This is a genomic window from Variovorax sp. HW608 (genome assembly GCF_900090195.1).
Taxonomy (GTDB): domain Bacteria; phylum Pseudomonadota; class Gammaproteobacteria; order Burkholderiales; family Burkholderiaceae_C; genus Variovorax.
Window position 1 is genome coordinate 7,019,770 of the sequence record NZ_LT607803.1, and the last position, 16,452, is coordinate 7,036,221.

Genomic DNA, 16,452 nt, shown 5'->3' on the forward strand with positions numbered 1-16,452 from the left:
TCTACAGGCTGCGCCGGGCGGCCCCCCGGTCCCAGGTGGATTCGCAGACGCCGCGCTCGCGCAGCTTGTATTTCTGAACCTTGCCGTTCTCGGTGCGCGGCAGGTCGTCCATCAGGTCGATGTAGCGCGGCACCGCGAAGTACGGCAGCCGCGACTCGCAGAAGCTCGCGAGTTCGGCGAAGTCGATGCGGCAGTCGACGCGGGCCACGAGCGCGGCCATCACCTCGTCTTCCGCGAGTTCGGAGCGCACCGGGTAGACCGCGCACGACGCGACCGAGGGATGGCTCAGCAGCACCTGCTCGACTTCGAACGACGAGATGTTCTCGCCGCGCCGCCGGATCGCGTCCTTGATGCGGTCGACGAAGCGGAAGGCACCGTCGGCCTCGCGGATCACGCGGTCTCCGGTGTGGAACCACAGGTTGCGCCAGGCTTCGACGGTCTTTTCCGGCATGTTGAAGTAGCCGCTCGCGAAGGCATAGGACTCGTCGGCGCGAAGCAGCAGTTCGCCCGCCTCGCCGGGTGCGACTTCGACATCGTCCTCATCGGCCACGCGGGCCTGGAAGCCTTGCCGAACCCAGCCCATCACGCCGCCGCGCGGCGAATCGGGCGCGGTGGCGATCACGAAGTTGGATTCGGTGGAGCCGTAGCCTTCGAGCAGCTTCACGCCGGTGCGCTCGAAGAAGGCCTTGCCGGCAACCGCCGGCACGCCGGGCCCGAGGCCGATGCGCACGCGATGGTCGCGCTCGCCGCCGCCCTCGGGCTGCGCGAGCAGAATCGGCACCATCGCGCCGAGCAGATAGACCACGGTGGCGCCGCTCGCGCGCATCGAAGGCCAGAAGCCCGAGGCGGAAAAGCGCGATTCGAACACCACTTCGCAGCCGGTGACCGCCGCCTGCGCGAAGGTGTTGAGCGCATTGACATGGAACAGCGGCAGCGTGGTGCACAGCACGTCGCCCTGGCCGACGCCGAGCACTTCGGCGCTGTTCACGCCCCACCAGAAGTACTGCGCATGCGGGCACACCACGCCCTTCGCGGGGCCGGTGGTGCCGGAGGTGTAGAGGATCGCGATCGGCTCGCCGGGCTGCACCTCGGCCGGTGGAACCGCTTCGGAAGCCTCGGGGTAGCGCGACACCCGCACCGAGGACGGCGCCTGCCATTCAATCTGTGCATCGCCGATCACCCAGACCTCGCGCAGCTTCGTGCGGGCGAGGTCGGCGGTGTCCAGGCGTTCGAGGAATTCGGCTTCGATGACCAGCAGTTTCGATTCGCTGTTGGCGAGGAAGTACTCGATCTGCGGACCCATCGAAGCGCTGTTGACCGGCACGGTCGCCGCACCCATCCAGCCCGCGCCGAGAAAGACTTCGAGGAACTCGATGCGATTGCGGCACATCAGCGCGATGCGGTCGCCGCGCCCGACGCCGGCCTGAATGAGCGCAGCGGCGCGCGTGGCAGCAACGGTCGCCGCGTCCTCGTGCGACCACTCGCGCCCCGCGATCTTCAGCAGCCGGCGACCCGCGAACAGCGCCGTCTGCCGCAGCAGCATCGCCGGCAGCGTGCGCTGCGCGGGCGCAATCGCGCGGGGTTCAGTCGTCATCGTGGGTGCCTCCACCCAGGTAGGTGGCCTGCACGCGCGGGTCGCTTTCCAGTTGCCCCGAGGGGCCGGACAGCGCGATCTCGCCGGTCTCGAGCACATAGCCGTGGTCGGAGCTTTCGAGCGCGGCACGCGCGTTCTGCTCCACCAGCAGGATCGAGACGCCGTCGTCGCGCAGCTTGCGCACGATGGTGAGGATGTCGCGCACGATCAGCGGCGCGAGGCCCAGGCTGGGCTCGTCGAGCATCAGGAGGCGCGGCTCGGACATCAGCGCACGGCCAACCGCGAGCATCTGGCGTTCGCCGCCCGAGAGCGTGTCGGCGCGCTGCGTGCGGCGCTCGGCCAGGCGCGGGAAGCGGTCGTAGACGAACTGCAGGCGACGCTTCAGCGCGTCGCTGCGCAGCCGCTTCGAGAAGGCGCCGAGTTGCAGGTTGTCGAGCACACTGAGCTCGCCGAAGAGTTCGCGCTTCTCGGGCACGAGGCACAGGCCCCGTTCCACGCGTGCTTCGACGTCGAGGCCATGCAGGTCCTCGCCTTCGAAGCGCAGCACGCCCTTGCAGGGCAACAGGCCCATCACGGCGGCCAGCAGCGTGGTCTTGCCCGCGCCATTGGGGCCGATGACCGAGATGATCTGGCCCTTGTCGAGCTTGAGCGACACGCCGCGCACCGCATCGACCTGGCCGTACGACACATGCAGGTCGCCGATTTCCAGCATGGCGCCTGCGGCCGCCGCCGGGCCGCCCCTAGGCGGCCGCGCCTCCCCCTCGGGGGGTGGAGTTACACGCGCAGAGCGCGTGAAAAGCTGGGGGGCCGTATTCATACGACGCTCCCGAGGTACGCGGCCTGCACGCGCTCATCCGCACGCACCGCGCCGGGCACGCCTTCCACCAGCTTGGAGCCGAAGTTCATCACCACCAACCGATCCACCAGTTTCATCACGAAGTCCATGTCGTGCTCGACGATGAGGATGGTCACGCCTTCCTCGCGCAGCTTGCGCAGCAGGTCGCCGAGCGCCATCTTTTCCTTGCGGCGCAGGCCCGCCGCGGGTTCGTCGAGCACCAGCAGCACCGGGTCGGCTGCGAGCGCGCGGGCGATTTCGAGAATGCGCTGCGTGCCCAGCGGCAGGCTGCCCGCGAGTTCGTGTGCGCGATCGCCGAGGCCGATGCGATCGAGCTGGCGTTGCGCCTCCTGGAGGATCTGCTGTTCCTCCACGCGATCCAGCCGCAGGCCCGCCTTGAGCAAGCCCGAAGTGGTGCGCGAATGCGCGCCGAGCGCGACGTTGTCGAGCAGCGTCATGTGCGGACGCAGCTTGACGTGCTGGAAGGTGCGCGCAAGGCCCAGCCGCGCCACCTTGCGCTGCGGCATGCCCGCGATGTCGTGGCCGAGGAAACGCACCCGCCCGGCCGTCATCGGCAGCGTGCAGGTCAGCAGGTTGAACATGGTCGACTTGCCGGCGCCGTTCGGCCCGATCAGGCCGAGGATCTCGCCGGCATTGACCTCGAAGCTCACCTCGTTGACCGCGACGAGCCCGCCGAAGCGCTTGACCGCGCCATTCACCGACAGGATCGGCGTGCCGCGGGCAGGCAGGGTGCGATGCGGCAGCGGCTCGACCGGCCCCGAGGCCTCGCGCGTCGGCGCGGCGAAGCGGCCGCGCGTGAAGCGCCGCACGAAGCCCATCAGGCCGCCGCGCGCAAAGTGCAGCAGCAGGATGAAGAGCGTCGCGAAGGCCACCGCTTCGAGCTGGCCGGCGCGCTGCGTGAGCAGCGGCAGCACATCCTGCAGCGCGTTCTTCATCACCAGCACGAGGCCGGCGCCGACCAATGCGCCCGCGAGCTGGCCGAGGCCGCCGGCGACCGCCATCAGCAGGTACTCGATGCTCGCACGCACGTCGAAGGGCGACGGGCTCACGAAGCGGTTCATGTGCGCATAGAGCCAACCCGCGAGACCGGCATAGAGCGCCGCCGTGACGAACAGCGAAAGCCGCACGCGGTACGCGTCCTCGCCGACGCTCGCGAGCAGGATCGAGCCGCCGCGCAGGCTGCGGATGGCGCGGCCGGGGCGCGACTGCAGCAGGTTGTTGCTGAACAGGAAGGCCAGGCCGACGATCGCCCAGATCAGGTAGTAGATCGCGCGCGGATCGGCCAGCGAGAAGCCGGCGATCGTGAGCGGCGGGATGTTCGACAGGCCCGTGTGGCGACCCAGCGCGTCGACATTGCCGAACAGCATCGCGATCGACAGCCCCCACGCGATGGTGGAAAGCGGCAGGAAGTGGCCGCCGAGCCGCAGCGTGAGCAGGCCGATCGCGAGCGCCGACAGGCCCGTGAGCGCCAGCGCGAACACGAGGCCGATCCACGGCGACATGCCCTGCGTCGTGGTCAGCCATGCGGTCGCATAGGCCGCGATGCCGACGAAGGCCGCCTGGCCGAAGGAGGTCGCACCGCCGATGCCGGTGAGCAGCACGAGGCCGAGCGCGACCAGCGCGCCGATGCCGATGTCGTTGAGCAGCGAGACGGTGAAGTTGCCCGCGACCATCGGTGCCAGCGCGAGAGCCACGATCAGCACGCCGATCCACAGCCTGCGCGGGTTCATCCGGCCGAAGCGCGGCGCGGCAGGAGCGGCGGCCGATTTCATGCGAAGCGCAATCCCGGCCTCGTCCGGTCTTCCGATCGATTGGCTCATTGCTCCACCTCGTCTTCTTCCTCTTCGGAGTGCACGCTGAGGAAGGACCTCAGCATCAGCACCGGTATCAGCAGGCTGAACACGATGACGTCCTTCAGCGCGCCGCTCCAGAACGACGCGAAGCTTTCGACGACCCCCACCGCGAGCGCGCCGACCGCCGTCATCGGGTAGCTGACGAGGCCGCCGATGATCGCGGCCACGAAGGCCTTCAGCCCGATGATGAAGCCCGAGTCGTAATACATCGTGGTCACCGGCGCGATCAGCACGCCGATGAGCCCCGCCAGCAGCGATGCGCTGCCATAGGCCAGCAGCGCGGTGCGCGCCGGCCGGATGCCGACCAAGCGCGCGCCGACGCGGTTGACCGCCGTCGCGCGCAGCGCCTTGCCGGCCACGGTGCGTTCGAACACGAGGAAGAACAGGCCGCTCAGCACGACGGCCGAAGCCACCATCAGCACCACCTGCCCGCTGACGGTGAAGCCTTCGCCGAGCGGAATGGTGCCGCTCGCGAGCGGGTTGGTACGTGAGCCTTCCGGCCCGAAGAACAGCAGGCCGAGGCCCGACAGCAGGAAGTGCAGCGCGAGCGAGACGATCAGCAGCACCAGCACCGAGGCGTCCGCGATCGGCTGGAACACGATGCGGGCCAGGAGCGGTCCGATCGGCACCACGAGCAGCACCGTCACCGCGATCTGCACCGCAGCAGGCGCACCGGCGCGCGATGCGGCCCAGGCCAGCGCGCAGGGCACCAGCGGAAGCACACCCCAGGCGAGGACCGCCTTTGGAATGGCAGCGGCTTCACCCTTGCGGACGAGGCTGCCGATTTCGGTCAGCGTTGCAATCCCGGCCAGCACAGCGACCAGGCCGATGGTGGGCGGAAGGCGGTTGGTCTCGAAGGCCGCCAGCGTCAGCGCCGCGAAGGCAGCGATATCGCCGAACGGCACGAACACCACCCGCGTGACGGAAAAGATCAGTACCAGCCCCAGCCCGGCGAGCAGATAGACCGCGCCATTGGCGAGGCCGTCGATGCCCAGGATGAGCGCCACGTCCCATGTCATTGAAAAAGTCCTCTCAGTGGTGGTCTTCGTAGCAAGCGCTGCGATCGCAGGCTCAGGGGGCCAGCTTCCACTGGCCGTTCTCGAGCTTGACGATCACGCGCGCGCGCTCGTCGACGCCATACAGATTGCCCGGCTTGAAGTTGTAGACCCCATGCGTGCCGATGACTTCCCTGGTGCTCGCGATCGCATCGCGCAGCGACTGGCGGAATTCCGGCGTGCCCGGCTCGCCCTTGGCGCGCGCGGCCGCATCGGTGAACACCAGCCAGCCGTCGAACGAATAGGCCGAGTAGGCATCGCTGGTCGGCGCGTTGTTGACCTTCTGGAAGACGCTGCGGAAGTCCATCGCGATCTTCTTGGTCGGGTATTCGGCCGGCAGCTGCTCGGCGACGATCACCGGGCCGGTGGGCATCAGCGCGCCCTGCCCCGCCGCGCCGACGACACGCACGAAGTCGGGATTGATCAGGCCGTGCTGGCCATACACCGGGCCCTTGAAGCCGCGCTCGCTGAGCGCCAGGAAGGGCAGCGCGCCCGGCGTGCCGGCGCCGCCGGTCATCACCGCATCGGGCTTCATCGCGAGCAGCTTGAGGATCTGGCCGGTGACCGACTGGTCGGAACGTGCATAGCGTTCGTTGCCGAGCACTTTGATGCCGGCCTCAGGCGCGGACTTCATCAGCGCGTTGTAGACCAGGTCGCCCCAGGCATCGGAGAAGCCGATGTAGCCGACCGTCTTCACGCCGTCCTTCTTCATGCGCTGGACCACCGCGTCGATCATGAGCTGCGTGGGCTGCGCCACGGTGAAGACCCATCCGTTCTCGGCCGGGTCGAGCTGGATCGGCGTGAGGCCGATCATCGGGACCTTCGCGTCGCGGCCGACCTGCGCCATCGCGATCGCGGCGGGCACGCCCGAGGTGCCCATCAGCACATCGACCTTGTCTTCTTCGACGAGCTTGCGCGCATTGCGGCCGGCGGTCGTCGGGTCGGAGCCGTCGTCGAGCACGATGAGCTGGATCTTGCGGCCATTGACTTCCGGCTTGTACGCCAGCGCCGCCTGCATGCCCTTGGCATAGGGCACGCCGAGCGACGAGTTGGGGCCGGAAAGGGAAACGCTCAGGCCGACCTTGAGATCGGCTGCGAATGCCGTCATCGCGAGGCCGGTGCCCAGCGCGGCGGCAAGCGCGGTGCGCGTCAAGGTCTGCATCAAGCTCTTCATGTCGTGACTCCTGGTGGGTGGGAATGGATAGGGACGTGCTCAGATGAACAACTGGATGGCCGGCAGCGCGCGTGCGGCATTGAGGAGATCGACGCGCTTCTGGCGGATGGACCAGCCGGCCGCGTCGCGAACGAGGCGGTGCCGGTAGGTGCCGGCGAGCATCACCTGCTCTTCGCCGCGCGCCTCGACATAGATGAAGGGGGTGCGCAGCTCGACGTCGCCGGTCGCCGCGTCCTCGCGCTCGACGACCGGGCGCTGCAGCACATGCTGGCAATGGCTCGCCGGATGCTGCGAATGCGCCCGCGGGTTCTTGAGCCGGTCGATGCGCAGCTGCAGCAGCAGCCGGTCTTCGTAGGCGATGGAGTTGTGCGAGTGCGGATCGGCCTGCGCCGCGCCGAGCAGCGGCACCCAGTAGCGGCCGTCCTCGGCGAAGAGCGCGAGCCATTCGTCGAAGCGCCCGGCATCGAGCAGCGCCGCCTCTTCGGCGATGAAGTCGCGCGGATCGGTCATTGTTGCGACTCCATTCCCGCCGTCATGAACTTCGCCCAGGCGCGGAACTGGTTGCGCATCAGGAGCTCGTTGGTGCCGTTGGTGGTGATCGAGGATTGCGACAGCTCGCCGGCGTCGAAGTTGCGATGCAGGCTCACCCACTCGTTGCCTTCGGCATGCAGGCCGACCTGGATGCTCTCGAACAGGTGCACGTCGTCGTGCGCCACGATCGACATCGGCGAGAAGACGAGCCTGTTGTAGCTCATCGCGCGCTCGAAGAGCAGGTCCGGCGCGCCCGCCGCGCGGAAGGCCCAGGCTTCGATCAGCGTGCGGTTGGCCGACAGCGGGCGGATCACGCGGATGGCTTGCGGCGAGCCCTTCACCGACAGGCTCGGAAAGAGGACCGAGTTCTGCGGCGAGCGCTGGAGGATCTCCATCGCTCGCTCGTCGCCATGCGCTTCGCGCATCGCCGCTTCGTAGTCGGGCAACTGCGCGTAGTTCGAATGGATGCTGAAATTCACCCCGAGCACGCTGTGCCCGTTGGCGAACACCCGCCCGCCCATCTTGTCGAAGAAGTCGTAGCCGGAGCCGAAGGGCAGGATCTGCTCCATCGCCATCGGCTTGGGCGCATCGGCCGCGCGGGCCTGCCAAAGCGCATCCGCGGCCTGTGTGGCCGATTCGTGGGTCGACATCGGATGCACCGTGTCGTTGATGTTCTCCAGGTACATCTTCCAGTTGCAGTGGATGATGTTGCGCATCACGCCGCCGGCGGCTGTGAGCTTGCCCTCGGGCGAGCGGTCGACCATGTTGTCGATCGCGCCGAGCACCTCGCCGAAGTAGTCGCCGAATTCCGGGCCTTCGTCCGCGATGCGCGCGAAGACGAAGTCGCGATAGACCGCGACATGCCTGAGTTCGCTCACGCCCCGGCCCGATTCGCATTCCTTGAGGCGCGTGCCCTCGTAGCCGCTCTTGAGCGGAATCGCGAGCGGCGCGCCGTCGAGCTTGTAGGTCCACGCGTGGTACGGGCAGCGGAAGAACTTGCCAGTGTTGCCGCATTCGTCCGACACCAGCCGCGCGCCCTTGTGCGCGCAGCGGTTGTAGAGCACGCGCACCTTGCCGTCGGCCTGCCGCACCATCATCACCGGCCGGCCCGCGAGATCGAGCGAATAGAAGTCGCCGGCATTCGGCACCTGGCTTGTATGGCCGACGTAGAGCCAGGTGTTGGCGAAGAAGCGCTCCTGTTCCAGCGCGAAGAGCTCGTTGCTCAGATAGACGTCACGGTGCACGCGGTCGTCCTGCACCAGTGCGCGGATGGCTTCAGGCTGGTTGCGGTAGCTGCTCATCGCCGGTCCTGCTTGGTTGCTTCAGCTTCAGGGCACCAGCTTCCACTGGCCCTTCTCGCTCTTCACGATCACCACCGCGCGCTTGTCGGAGCCATAGCGGTCGTCGGGCTTGAAGTTGTAGATGCCGTGCGTGCCGACCAGCTCCTTGGTGCTCACGATCGCATCGCGCAGCGCGCTACGGTATTGCGGCGTGCCGGGCTCGCCCTTCACGCGCGATGCGGCATCGGACAGCAGCAGGTAGGCATCGTAGGTGTAGGACGAGAAGGCATCGTTCGGCGCCGAACCGTTGGCCTTCCTGTAGGCGTCGCGGAAATTCATCGACACCTTCTTGATCGGATTGCTGTCGGGCAACTGGTCCGCCACCAGCACCGGGCCGCTCGGCACCTCCAGACCTTCGATCGAGGCACCGCCCACGCGGACGAAGTCTGCGTTGATCAAGCCGTGCGTGCCGTAGATCTTGCCCTTGTAGCCGCGATCGGCCAGCGCAAGGTACGGCAGTGCGCCCGGCGTGCCGGAGTTGCCGGCAAACACCGCATCGGGACGCGCCGAGATGATCTTCAGCACCTGGCCGGCCACGGACGAATCGCTGCGCGCATAGCGCTCGTTGGCAACGACCTTGATGCCGGCGGCATCGGCGCTCTTGACCAGCGAGTCGTACGCGAGGTCGCCCAATGCATCCGAGAACCCGATGAAGGCTACCGTCTTGACGCCGGACTGCTTCATCTTGTCGACCACGGCGGAGACCATGAGCGGGAAGGGCTGCGACACGGTCACGGTCCATGCGCCTTCGGGCCCGGGGATGGTCACCGGCGTGGGCGAGATCAAAGGCGTGTTGAGCTCTCGCGCGACGGCGGCGATGGCCATTGCACCGGGCACGCCGGAGGTGCCGATCAGCACGTCCACCTTGTCTTCCGTGACGAGCTTGCGCGCATTGCGGCCGGCCGTCGTCGGATCGGAGGCGTCGTCGAGCACGATCAGTTCGACCTTGTGGCCGGCCAGCACCGGATGCTCGGCGATCGCGGCGCGGATGCCCTTTTCATAGGGAATGCCGAGCGCCGACACGGGCCCCGAAAGCGAGCTGATGAAGCCGACCTTGAGGTCGGCCGCGAAGGCCTGCGTGGCTGCGAAGGCAATGGCCGTGAGGCCGAGGAGTCGAGTGAATTTCATGTTCAGGGGACCAGCTTCCATTGCCCTTTTTCGAGCTTCACGATCACGCGGGAGCGTTCATCCGAGCCATAGCGGTTGTCGGGCTTGAAGTTGTAGACGCCGTGCGTGCCGACCAGCTCCTTGGTGCTCACGATCGAGTCGCGCAATGCAACGCGATAGGCCGGCGTGCCGGGTTCGCCCTTGGTGCGCGATGCGGCATCGAGGTACAGCAGCCATGCATCGAACGAGTAGGCCGAGAAGGCATCGGTCGGCGCGGCGCCGTTGGCCTTCTGGTAGGCATTGCGGAAGTCCATCGAGACCTTGCGGATCGGATTGCTCTCGGGCAGCTGCTCGGCAACGATCACCGGGCCGGTGGGCGCGAGAAGCCCTTCGACGGCCGGACCCCCGACGCGCACGAAGTCAGGGTTGATCAGCGCGTGCGTGCCGTAGATCTGGCCTTTGTAGCCGCGCTCCTGCAATGCGAGGTAAGGCAGCGCACCGGGCGTGCCCGAGGTGCCGGTGATCACCGCATCGGGACGCAGCGCCACGATCTTCAGCACCTGGCCGGTGACCGACGCATCGGCGCGCGCATAGCGCTCGTTCGACACCACCTTGATGCCGGCAGGCTCGGCGCTCTTCTGCAGCGCGTCGTAGACGAGGTCGCCCCAGGCATCGGAAAAGCCGATGTAGCCGACCGTCTTCACGCCCGACTGCTTCATGCGCTCGACCACGGCGCTGACCATCAGCGGCGCGGGCTGCGGCAGCGTGACCATCCATGCGCCCTCTTCGCCCGGCAGGTTGGCGTTGGCGATGGAGATCAGCGGCGTCTTGGTTTCGCGTGCAACCGCGGCGATCGCGAGTGCACCCGGCGAGCCGGCGGTGCCGATGATGACGTCGACCTTGTCCTCGTCGATCAGCTTGCGTGCGTTGCGCGCGGCAGTGCTCGGGTCGGACCCATCGTCGAGCGAGACCACCTGGATCTTCTTGCCGCCCAGTTCCGACTTGTAGGCGATGGCCGCCTTCATGCCCTTGTCGTAGGGAATGCCGAGCGAGGACACCGGCCCCGAGAGCGAGGTGATGAAGCCGACCTTGAGATCGGCCGCCCACGCATTCGCGGCGGTGAGAACGCCGACGGCAGCGGCAACGCCGGCCATCGTAAAGAGACGAGTCAGAACTTTCATGCAGGGCTCCTTGGGATCCGATCCGGTTAAGCAGGACTCACGCCAACCAATGATTTGTGAAATGTTTAGATGTAAACCATGCTAGCGGGCACCTGCCGCGATGACAAGGCAGTGAAAACGCGAAGAGGAAATGAACGATCGGGTGCGCAATGCACTGCTACAGGGCCAGGCTGCCCACGCTGGTGCCGCCGCAGACGTACAGGACCTGGCCGGTGACGAAGCTGTTCACCGGATCGGCGAAGAAGCGCACCGCGCGTGCGACGTCTGCCGATTCACCCAGCCGCTTGACGGGAATCGATGCAGCGAGCGCGCGCTCTTTCTCGCTACCGGCTTCGACCACGTCGTAGAACATGTCGGTGCGGATCGGCCCCGGCGCGACGACGTTGACCGTGATGCCATCGGGCGCGAGTTCGAGCGCCCAGGTGCGCGCCATGCCGAGCATGCCGGCCTTGGTGGCGGAATAGTTGGTTCGCGTCTGCAGGCCGAGTGCGGCGCGCGACGACAGCAGGATCACGCGGCCGAAGCGCTGTGCGCGCATGGTCGGCAATGCCGCCTGGACGAGTTGGATCGCGCAGCCGAGATGGAGGTCCACCAGTGCGTCGAGATCGTCGAGCTTCACCTCGGCGAGCAATGCAGGGCGGATCACTCCGGCGTTGTGGACCACCGTGGTCACATCGAAACGGCGCACGACTTCTGCGACCGCCTGGCCGGTCGCCGCGCGTTCGGTGAGATCGACTTCGATGCTGTGCAGCTTCGGATGATCGATGTCACTGCGCCGCCGCGCGAGCGACACCACTTCGTAGCCCTGCGCCAGCAGGTCTTCGCAGATCGCCTTGCCGATGCCTGCGCTGCCGCCCGTGACGGCCGCGACCTTCGCCGGCGCGCTCATGCAGAGGCTCCCACGAGTGCGAGCACCCGCAGCGGGCTGCCGCTGCCCTTCTCGATCTTGAGCGGCGGGCAGATCAGCACCGCGCCGCTCGGCGGCAGCAGGTCGAGGTTGCAGAGGCATTGCAGTCCGTAGCGCCCCGCGCCGTGCATGAAGTAGTGGCACGGATAGGGCGGGCGCAGGTGATAGCCCTGCCCCGCGTCGGTGCCGATGGCTTCGGAGCCGAAGCCGAGCACATCGCGCTGTTCGACCAGGAAGCGCACCGCTTCGGCGCTCGGTCCGGGCGTGTGCTGGCCGGTCTCGTCGAAGTTCTGGTAGGCCTCCGGGTCCTGGCGCTTCGACCAGTCGGTGCGCATCAGCACCCAGGCGCCCTTCGGGATGCGGCCGTGCTTGTCCTCGTAGTCCTCGATGTCCTCGATGGTGAGCAGGTAGTCCGGATCGTCCTTCACCTGCGGCGAGCAATCGATGACGCAGGCCGGCGCGACGAAGTGCTGCACGGGAATGGTGTCGACCGAGTTGTTCGGCAGGTCGCGGCCGGAGATCCAGTGGATCGGCGCATCGAAGTGCGTGCCGGTGTGCTCGCCGCAGGAGAAGTTGTTCCAGTACCAGCCCGGGCCGCGCTCGTCGTACTTCGACACTTCCTCGATGCGGAAGGGCCAGCACTGGCCCATCTCGGGCGGCAGCGCGATCTGCGGGAATTCGGGCGTCAGCGTCTGCGTGAGGTCGACGACGCGAATGCGGCCGCTCGCCATCGCGGTCACGAGGCCGCCGAGGATCTCGGCGGTGGACATCAGTTCAGTGGTGGTCGTCATTCGGTTTCTCCGGATCAGCTACCGCCCGCGGCCAACTCGCGTTCGAGGATCTTGGGGTTGTCGCGCCAGCGCTCCAGCCACTCCTGGGCCACGTCGCCGGGATACACGTCCTCGACGCCATCGCGCAGCGCCTTGACGATCGCATTCGCGAGCGCGCCCGGCGCCAGCTTGGGCGGCGGCGTGTGCTGGTTCCATTCGTCGTCGATCGGGCCGGGGAACACGTTGATGACCCGAATGCCCGCCGGCCGCATCTCGGCGCGCAGGCATTGCGCAAGCGAGTGCGCGGCCGCCTTCGATGCGCTGAACGTGCCATGCGGCGGGAAGTTGGTCAGCGCATAGATCGACAGCAGGTTGACCCACGCGGTCGCGCCGGTCACACCATCGGCCGAGCGGCCCTTGAGCGCCGGGCCGAATTCCTGCGCCAATCGCAGCAGGCCGAAGTAGTTGATGTCCATCTCGGCCTTCGCCACGTCGGTGCCGCGACGTGCGCCAATGCCGAAGGTGCGATGCACTTCCGCGTTGTTGATGACGATATCGACCTTGCCGCCGATCTCGCCGGCCAGTTCGCTCACCGAGCGGCCGTTGGTCAGGTCCAGCGGCACCAGCGTGACCTGCGGCAGCGCGGTGATGTCGTCGAGGCCACCGCCCATCTTCTTCCACGGCTCGGCGTGGCCGACCCAGACGATGTCGGCGCCGGCCTTGACCAGCGCGCGCACGATCGCCTGGCCCACTTCGGTCTTGCCGTCGGTGACCAGCACCTTGCGGAATTTCGGGTCGCTCGTCATTTCACGGAGCATCTTGTCGTCAGCCATATGGGGGCTCCCTTCGTTCGGAAATCCAATGAGGACGGCTTGTCCGGCGCGGTCGAGCCGGGCGCCGACACGCACGCGCCGCGGTGCATCGCCGACCTCGCCGTGGAGGTGGACCATCAAGGTCGGGCCGGCATCCAGATGCACGAGGCCCAGCCGCCATGGCAGCCGTTCACGGAAGAACAGGTCGTTGCTGTGGTGCAAGGTGGTGGCGCTCAGCAGCTCGCCTTCGCCGCTCTGTTCGCGCCAGTGAAGAAGGGGCGAAAGGCACTTGTGGCAGGCCTCGCGCGGCGGGTATTGCACGGTGCCGCAGGCTTCGCAGGTCTGCAATACGAAGCGGCCCTCGGCGGCACCGGCCGTGATGCCGAGCGCGACGCGGCCGCGTGCCCACGGCGGCAGGTTCATCTGCCGCGTACGCAGGACGGGGTTCTTGCGCTTGGGGCGCATCAAGGGCATGGTCATGCCGGTCTCCCGAGAATGATGGCGCCGGTGCACAGGCACCGGTCGTAAGTCACCATGCCGAAGCCGGCGACGAGGCCGAGTTGCGCATCGGGCACCGTGCGCGCTCCGGCGGTATCGGTTAGTTGGCGGATGGCCTCGGTCATGCCCAGGAAGCCGCCCGCCGCGCCGGCCTGCCCCGCGGAAAGCTGCCCGCCGCTGGTGTTGTTGGGAAAGCTGCCATCGTTCGTCATCACATGCGACTGCACGAAGGCCGAGCCCTCGCCCTTCTCGCAGAAGCCGAGGTCCTCGAACTGCATCATCACGATGACGGGATAGTCGTCGTAGGTCTGCACGAAGTCGATGTCGGCGGGCTTCACGCCGGCCTGCGCATAGAGGTCATCGCGATCCATGCGCCAGCCGCCGCGCACCATCACCGGGTCTTCCGAATAAGCGTTGTGCCGCTCGATCGCGCCGCGGATCACCGCATGCGGCAGGCCGAGATCGCGCGCGCGCTCCTCGCTCATCACGAGGAAGGCTTCGGCGCCGGCGCACGGCATCACGCAGTCGAACAGATGGATCGGATCGGAGATCGGCCGCGCGGCCATGTATTCGTCGAGCGTGAGCGGCTTCTTGAACATCGCGTGCGGGTTCTTCAGCGCGTTGCTGCGCTGGTCCACGCAGATGCGGCCGAAGTCCTCGCGCCTGGCACCGAAGGTGCGCATGTAGTGCGAGGTGATCATCGCGAAGATCGAGTTCGGGCCGCCCGATCCGTACGGATAGGTCGCATCGCGCGCGAAGTTGCTGAAGCTGCCGAGCGTGAGGCGGAACGAATCGACATGGTTGGTGTCGGCGGCGACACAGGCAACCACGTCTGCATCGCCGGACTGCACTGCCCGCGCAGCGCGGCGCAGGCACATCACGCCCGATGCGCCGCCGGTGGGCACATGGTCGAGCCAGCGCGGCGACAGGCCCAGGTGCTGCGTCACGCCGACCGCCGTGTCGGGCACGAGCGAGAAGCTGCTGACGCAAAGACCGTCGATCTGCTCTTTCTTCACGCCACTCGCCTTCACCAGCGAGTCGATCGCCTGGCCGAGGAACCAGTGGGCGCTGCGCGTGGAGTAGCGCACGTAGGGCACCGTCACCGGCACCGCGACGGCCACGCCTTCGTAGGAGAGCCGGCGCGTCATGACTGCCTCTTCTTCATCGAACGCGTATCGACGCAGTTCGCGCGGCCCGGCAAGGATTGCGCGAGCTCGCGAAGCTGGCCGCGCTGGATCTTCTGCGACGCAGTGAGCGGCAGCGCATCGACGAAGGCGACATAGCCCGGTGCCTTGTAGTACGCGAGTTGCGACAACGCATGGTCAACGATGCTGGACGCGAGCTTCGCGGGTTCATCCGAATCCGCATCCTCACGCAGCACGATGCACGCGAGCACCTCATCGCCGCGCACGGCGTCAGGCGTCGCCGCCACCGCCGAGGTCTTCACCGCCGGATGCTGGTTGAGCACGCTTTCGACCTCGACCGCCGAGATGTTCTCGCCGCTGCGGCGGATCACGTTCTTCTTGCGATCGACGAAATAGTAGTTGCCTTCGGCATCGCGGCGCACCATGTCGCCGGTGTGGAACCATCCTCCGACCCATGCCTCGCGCGTCGCTTCCTCATCCTTCAGGTAGCCGGAGAAGAAGTAGCGCTTCGGGTCATCGCCCGAGGAGCGCACCAGCAGTTCGCCCGGCGTGCCATCGGGCGCATCGCGACCGTCGTCGCCCTCGAGGCGGATCTCGACGAAGTCCTCGCGGCGGCCGAAGCAGTTGGTGCCGACATGGCGCGGCGCGTGGTTCGCCATCACGCAGGCGGCGGCGCCGGTCTCGGTCATGGCCCAGGCCTCGACCAGCGGGAAGCCGAAGCGTTCTTCGAAAGGCGCGTGGTTCTTGCGATCCACGCCGGCGCCGAAGCCCCAGCGGATGTCGTGCTCGCGGTCCGCCGCGGCGGCGGGCGCTGACAGCAGCATTGCGGGCATCACGCCGAGGTAATGCACGATGGTGGCGCGGCTTTCGCGCGCACTCTGCAGCCAGCTCTTCGGGTGAAAGCGGTCGAGCTGCACGAGGCAGCCGCCCTCGACGAGCACCACCATGGTCGAGAACGCCATCGCGTTCACATGGTTGAGCGGCAGCGGCGTGATGATGCGCTCGGCGTCGGGCCGCACCGGGCAGAGGTCGCCGAGTTCCGCGTACCACTGGCCGGCGCGCAGGAAGTACTCGTTGCTCAACATGCAGCCCTTGGGCCGGCCGGTGGTGCCGGACGTGTACAGAAGCGCGCATTCGGTGGAAAGGCCAACAGGCTCCGGTGCATGCGGCGCGGGCTTGGTCGCGGGCGGCACCGCATCGTCCGGCCCCATCGTCTCGAAGGGAATGCCGGCGATCTTCGCCGCCGCGCGCAGGTCGTCCGCACGCTGCGGCAGCGTCACGGCGAGGCCGATCTCGCTGTGGCCGATGAGATAGCTCAGTTCGGCCGAGCGCATCTCGGCATTGATCGGCACCACGCTCACGCCCAGTGCATTGAGCGCGAACCAGTGAAAGAGGAATGCCGGCCGGTTCTCCAGCAGCAGCCCGACGCGGTGGCCGTGGCCGTAGCCGGCCTTTGCATAGGCGGCACGCAGGCGCTCCACCTGCGCGGCGGCATCGCCCCACAGGATCGCGCCCGGCGCGATGTCGTAGGCCTGCGCGGTGACCGATTCGGTGAACAGGAACTCGGCCCCGGGCGTGCGCCGCGCGCTCGCGCTGAAGGCGTCGTGAACGGTGTGATGCATGGCGGCC

The 16,452-nt window shown here is 67.5% G+C and carries 14 protein-coding genes; all 14 read right to left on the reverse strand.

Annotated features, from left to right (window positions below):
• Nucleotide 1: 1 nt before the first annotated feature.
• The 14 genes from VAR608DRAFT_RS33275 to VAR608DRAFT_RS33340 all read right to left on the reverse strand — a co-directional run bounded on the left by VAR608DRAFT_RS33275 (nt 2) and on the right by VAR608DRAFT_RS33340 (nt 16,445).
• Complete coding sequence (locus VAR608DRAFT_RS33275) at nt 2-1,594, reverse strand: ATP-dependent acyl-CoA ligase (protein WP_088957940.1); 1,593 nt, start codon at nt 1,592-1,594, stop codon at nt 2-4.
• Nucleotides 1,584-2,306, reverse strand: a complete 723-nt coding sequence (locus VAR608DRAFT_RS33280; protein ID WP_088957941.1) for an ABC transporter ATP-binding protein — start codon at nt 2,304-2,306, stop codon at nt 1,584-1,586. Before VAR608DRAFT_RS33280 ends, VAR608DRAFT_RS33275 begins: the two co-directional genes overlap by 11 nt.
• A gap of 101 nt (nt 2,307-2,407) precedes the next feature.
• On the reverse strand, nt 2,408-4,180 hold the full coding sequence (locus VAR608DRAFT_RS33285) for a branched-chain amino acid ABC transporter ATP-binding protein/permease (protein WP_088959123.1): 1,773 nt from the start codon (nt 4,178-4,180) through the stop codon (nt 2,408-2,410).
• 86 nt (nt 4,181-4,266) lie between these two features.
• Complete coding sequence (locus VAR608DRAFT_RS33290) at nt 4,267-5,322, reverse strand: branched-chain amino acid ABC transporter permease (RefSeq protein ID WP_088957942.1); 1,056 nt, start codon at nt 5,320-5,322, stop codon at nt 4,267-4,269.
• Between the two features lie 52 nt (nt 5,323-5,374).
• On the reverse strand, nt 5,375-6,532 hold the full coding sequence (locus tag VAR608DRAFT_RS33295; RefSeq protein WP_088957943.1) for an ABC transporter substrate-binding protein: 1,158 nt from the start codon (nt 6,530-6,532) through the stop codon (nt 5,375-5,377).
• Nucleotides 6,533-6,571: 39 nt separating this feature from the next.
• Nucleotides 6,572-7,042, reverse strand: a complete 471-nt coding sequence (locus tag VAR608DRAFT_RS33300; protein WP_088957944.1) for an aromatic-ring-hydroxylating dioxygenase subunit beta — start codon at nt 7,040-7,042, stop codon at nt 6,572-6,574.
• Nucleotides 7,039-8,364, reverse strand: coding sequence for an aromatic ring-hydroxylating dioxygenase subunit alpha (locus VAR608DRAFT_RS33305; RefSeq protein WP_088957945.1), 1,326 nt, complete (start codon nt 8,362-8,364; stop codon nt 7,039-7,041). Before VAR608DRAFT_RS33305 ends, VAR608DRAFT_RS33300 begins: the two co-directional genes overlap by 4 nt.
• Before the next feature lie 27 nt (nt 8,365-8,391).
• Complete coding sequence (locus VAR608DRAFT_RS33310) at nt 8,392-9,531, reverse strand: ABC transporter substrate-binding protein (RefSeq protein ID WP_088957946.1); 1,140 nt, start codon at nt 9,529-9,531, stop codon at nt 8,392-8,394.
• A gap of 2 nt (nt 9,532-9,533) precedes the next feature.
• Entirely contained in the window at nt 9,534-10,691 is a 1,158-nt protein-coding gene (locus VAR608DRAFT_RS33315; protein WP_088957947.1) for an ABC transporter substrate-binding protein, read from the reverse strand.
• Between the two features lie 157 nt (nt 10,692-10,848).
• On the reverse strand, nt 10,849-11,580 hold the full coding sequence (locus tag VAR608DRAFT_RS33320) for an SDR family NAD(P)-dependent oxidoreductase (protein ID WP_088957948.1): 732 nt from the start codon (nt 11,578-11,580) through the stop codon (nt 10,849-10,851).
• Nucleotides 11,577-12,389, reverse strand: coding sequence for a cyclase family protein (locus VAR608DRAFT_RS33325; RefSeq protein ID WP_088957949.1), 813 nt, complete (start codon nt 12,387-12,389; stop codon nt 11,577-11,579). The genes VAR608DRAFT_RS33320 and VAR608DRAFT_RS33325 overlap by 4 nt, the downstream gene beginning before the upstream one ends.
• A gap of 14 nt (nt 12,390-12,403) precedes the next feature.
• Nucleotides 12,404-13,660: an SDR family NAD(P)-dependent oxidoreductase gene (locus VAR608DRAFT_RS33330; protein WP_088957950.1), complete on the reverse strand. Its 1,257-nt coding sequence runs from the start codon at nt 13,658-13,660 to the stop codon at nt 12,404-12,406.
• Nucleotides 13,657-14,826 carry a thiolase family protein gene (locus VAR608DRAFT_RS33335; protein ID WP_088957951.1) on the reverse strand — a complete coding sequence of 390 codons (1,170 nt, stop codon included), beginning with the start codon at nt 14,824-14,826 and terminating at the stop codon, nt 13,657-13,659. The genes VAR608DRAFT_RS33330 and VAR608DRAFT_RS33335 overlap by 4 nt, the downstream gene beginning before the upstream one ends.
• Nucleotides 14,823-16,445 carry an AMP-binding protein gene (locus tag VAR608DRAFT_RS33340; protein ID WP_088957952.1) on the reverse strand — a complete coding sequence of 541 codons (1,623 nt, stop codon included), beginning with the start codon at nt 16,443-16,445 and terminating at the stop codon, nt 14,823-14,825. The genes VAR608DRAFT_RS33335 and VAR608DRAFT_RS33340 overlap by 4 nt, the downstream gene beginning before the upstream one ends.
• Nucleotides 16,446-16,452: the final 7 nt, after the last annotated feature.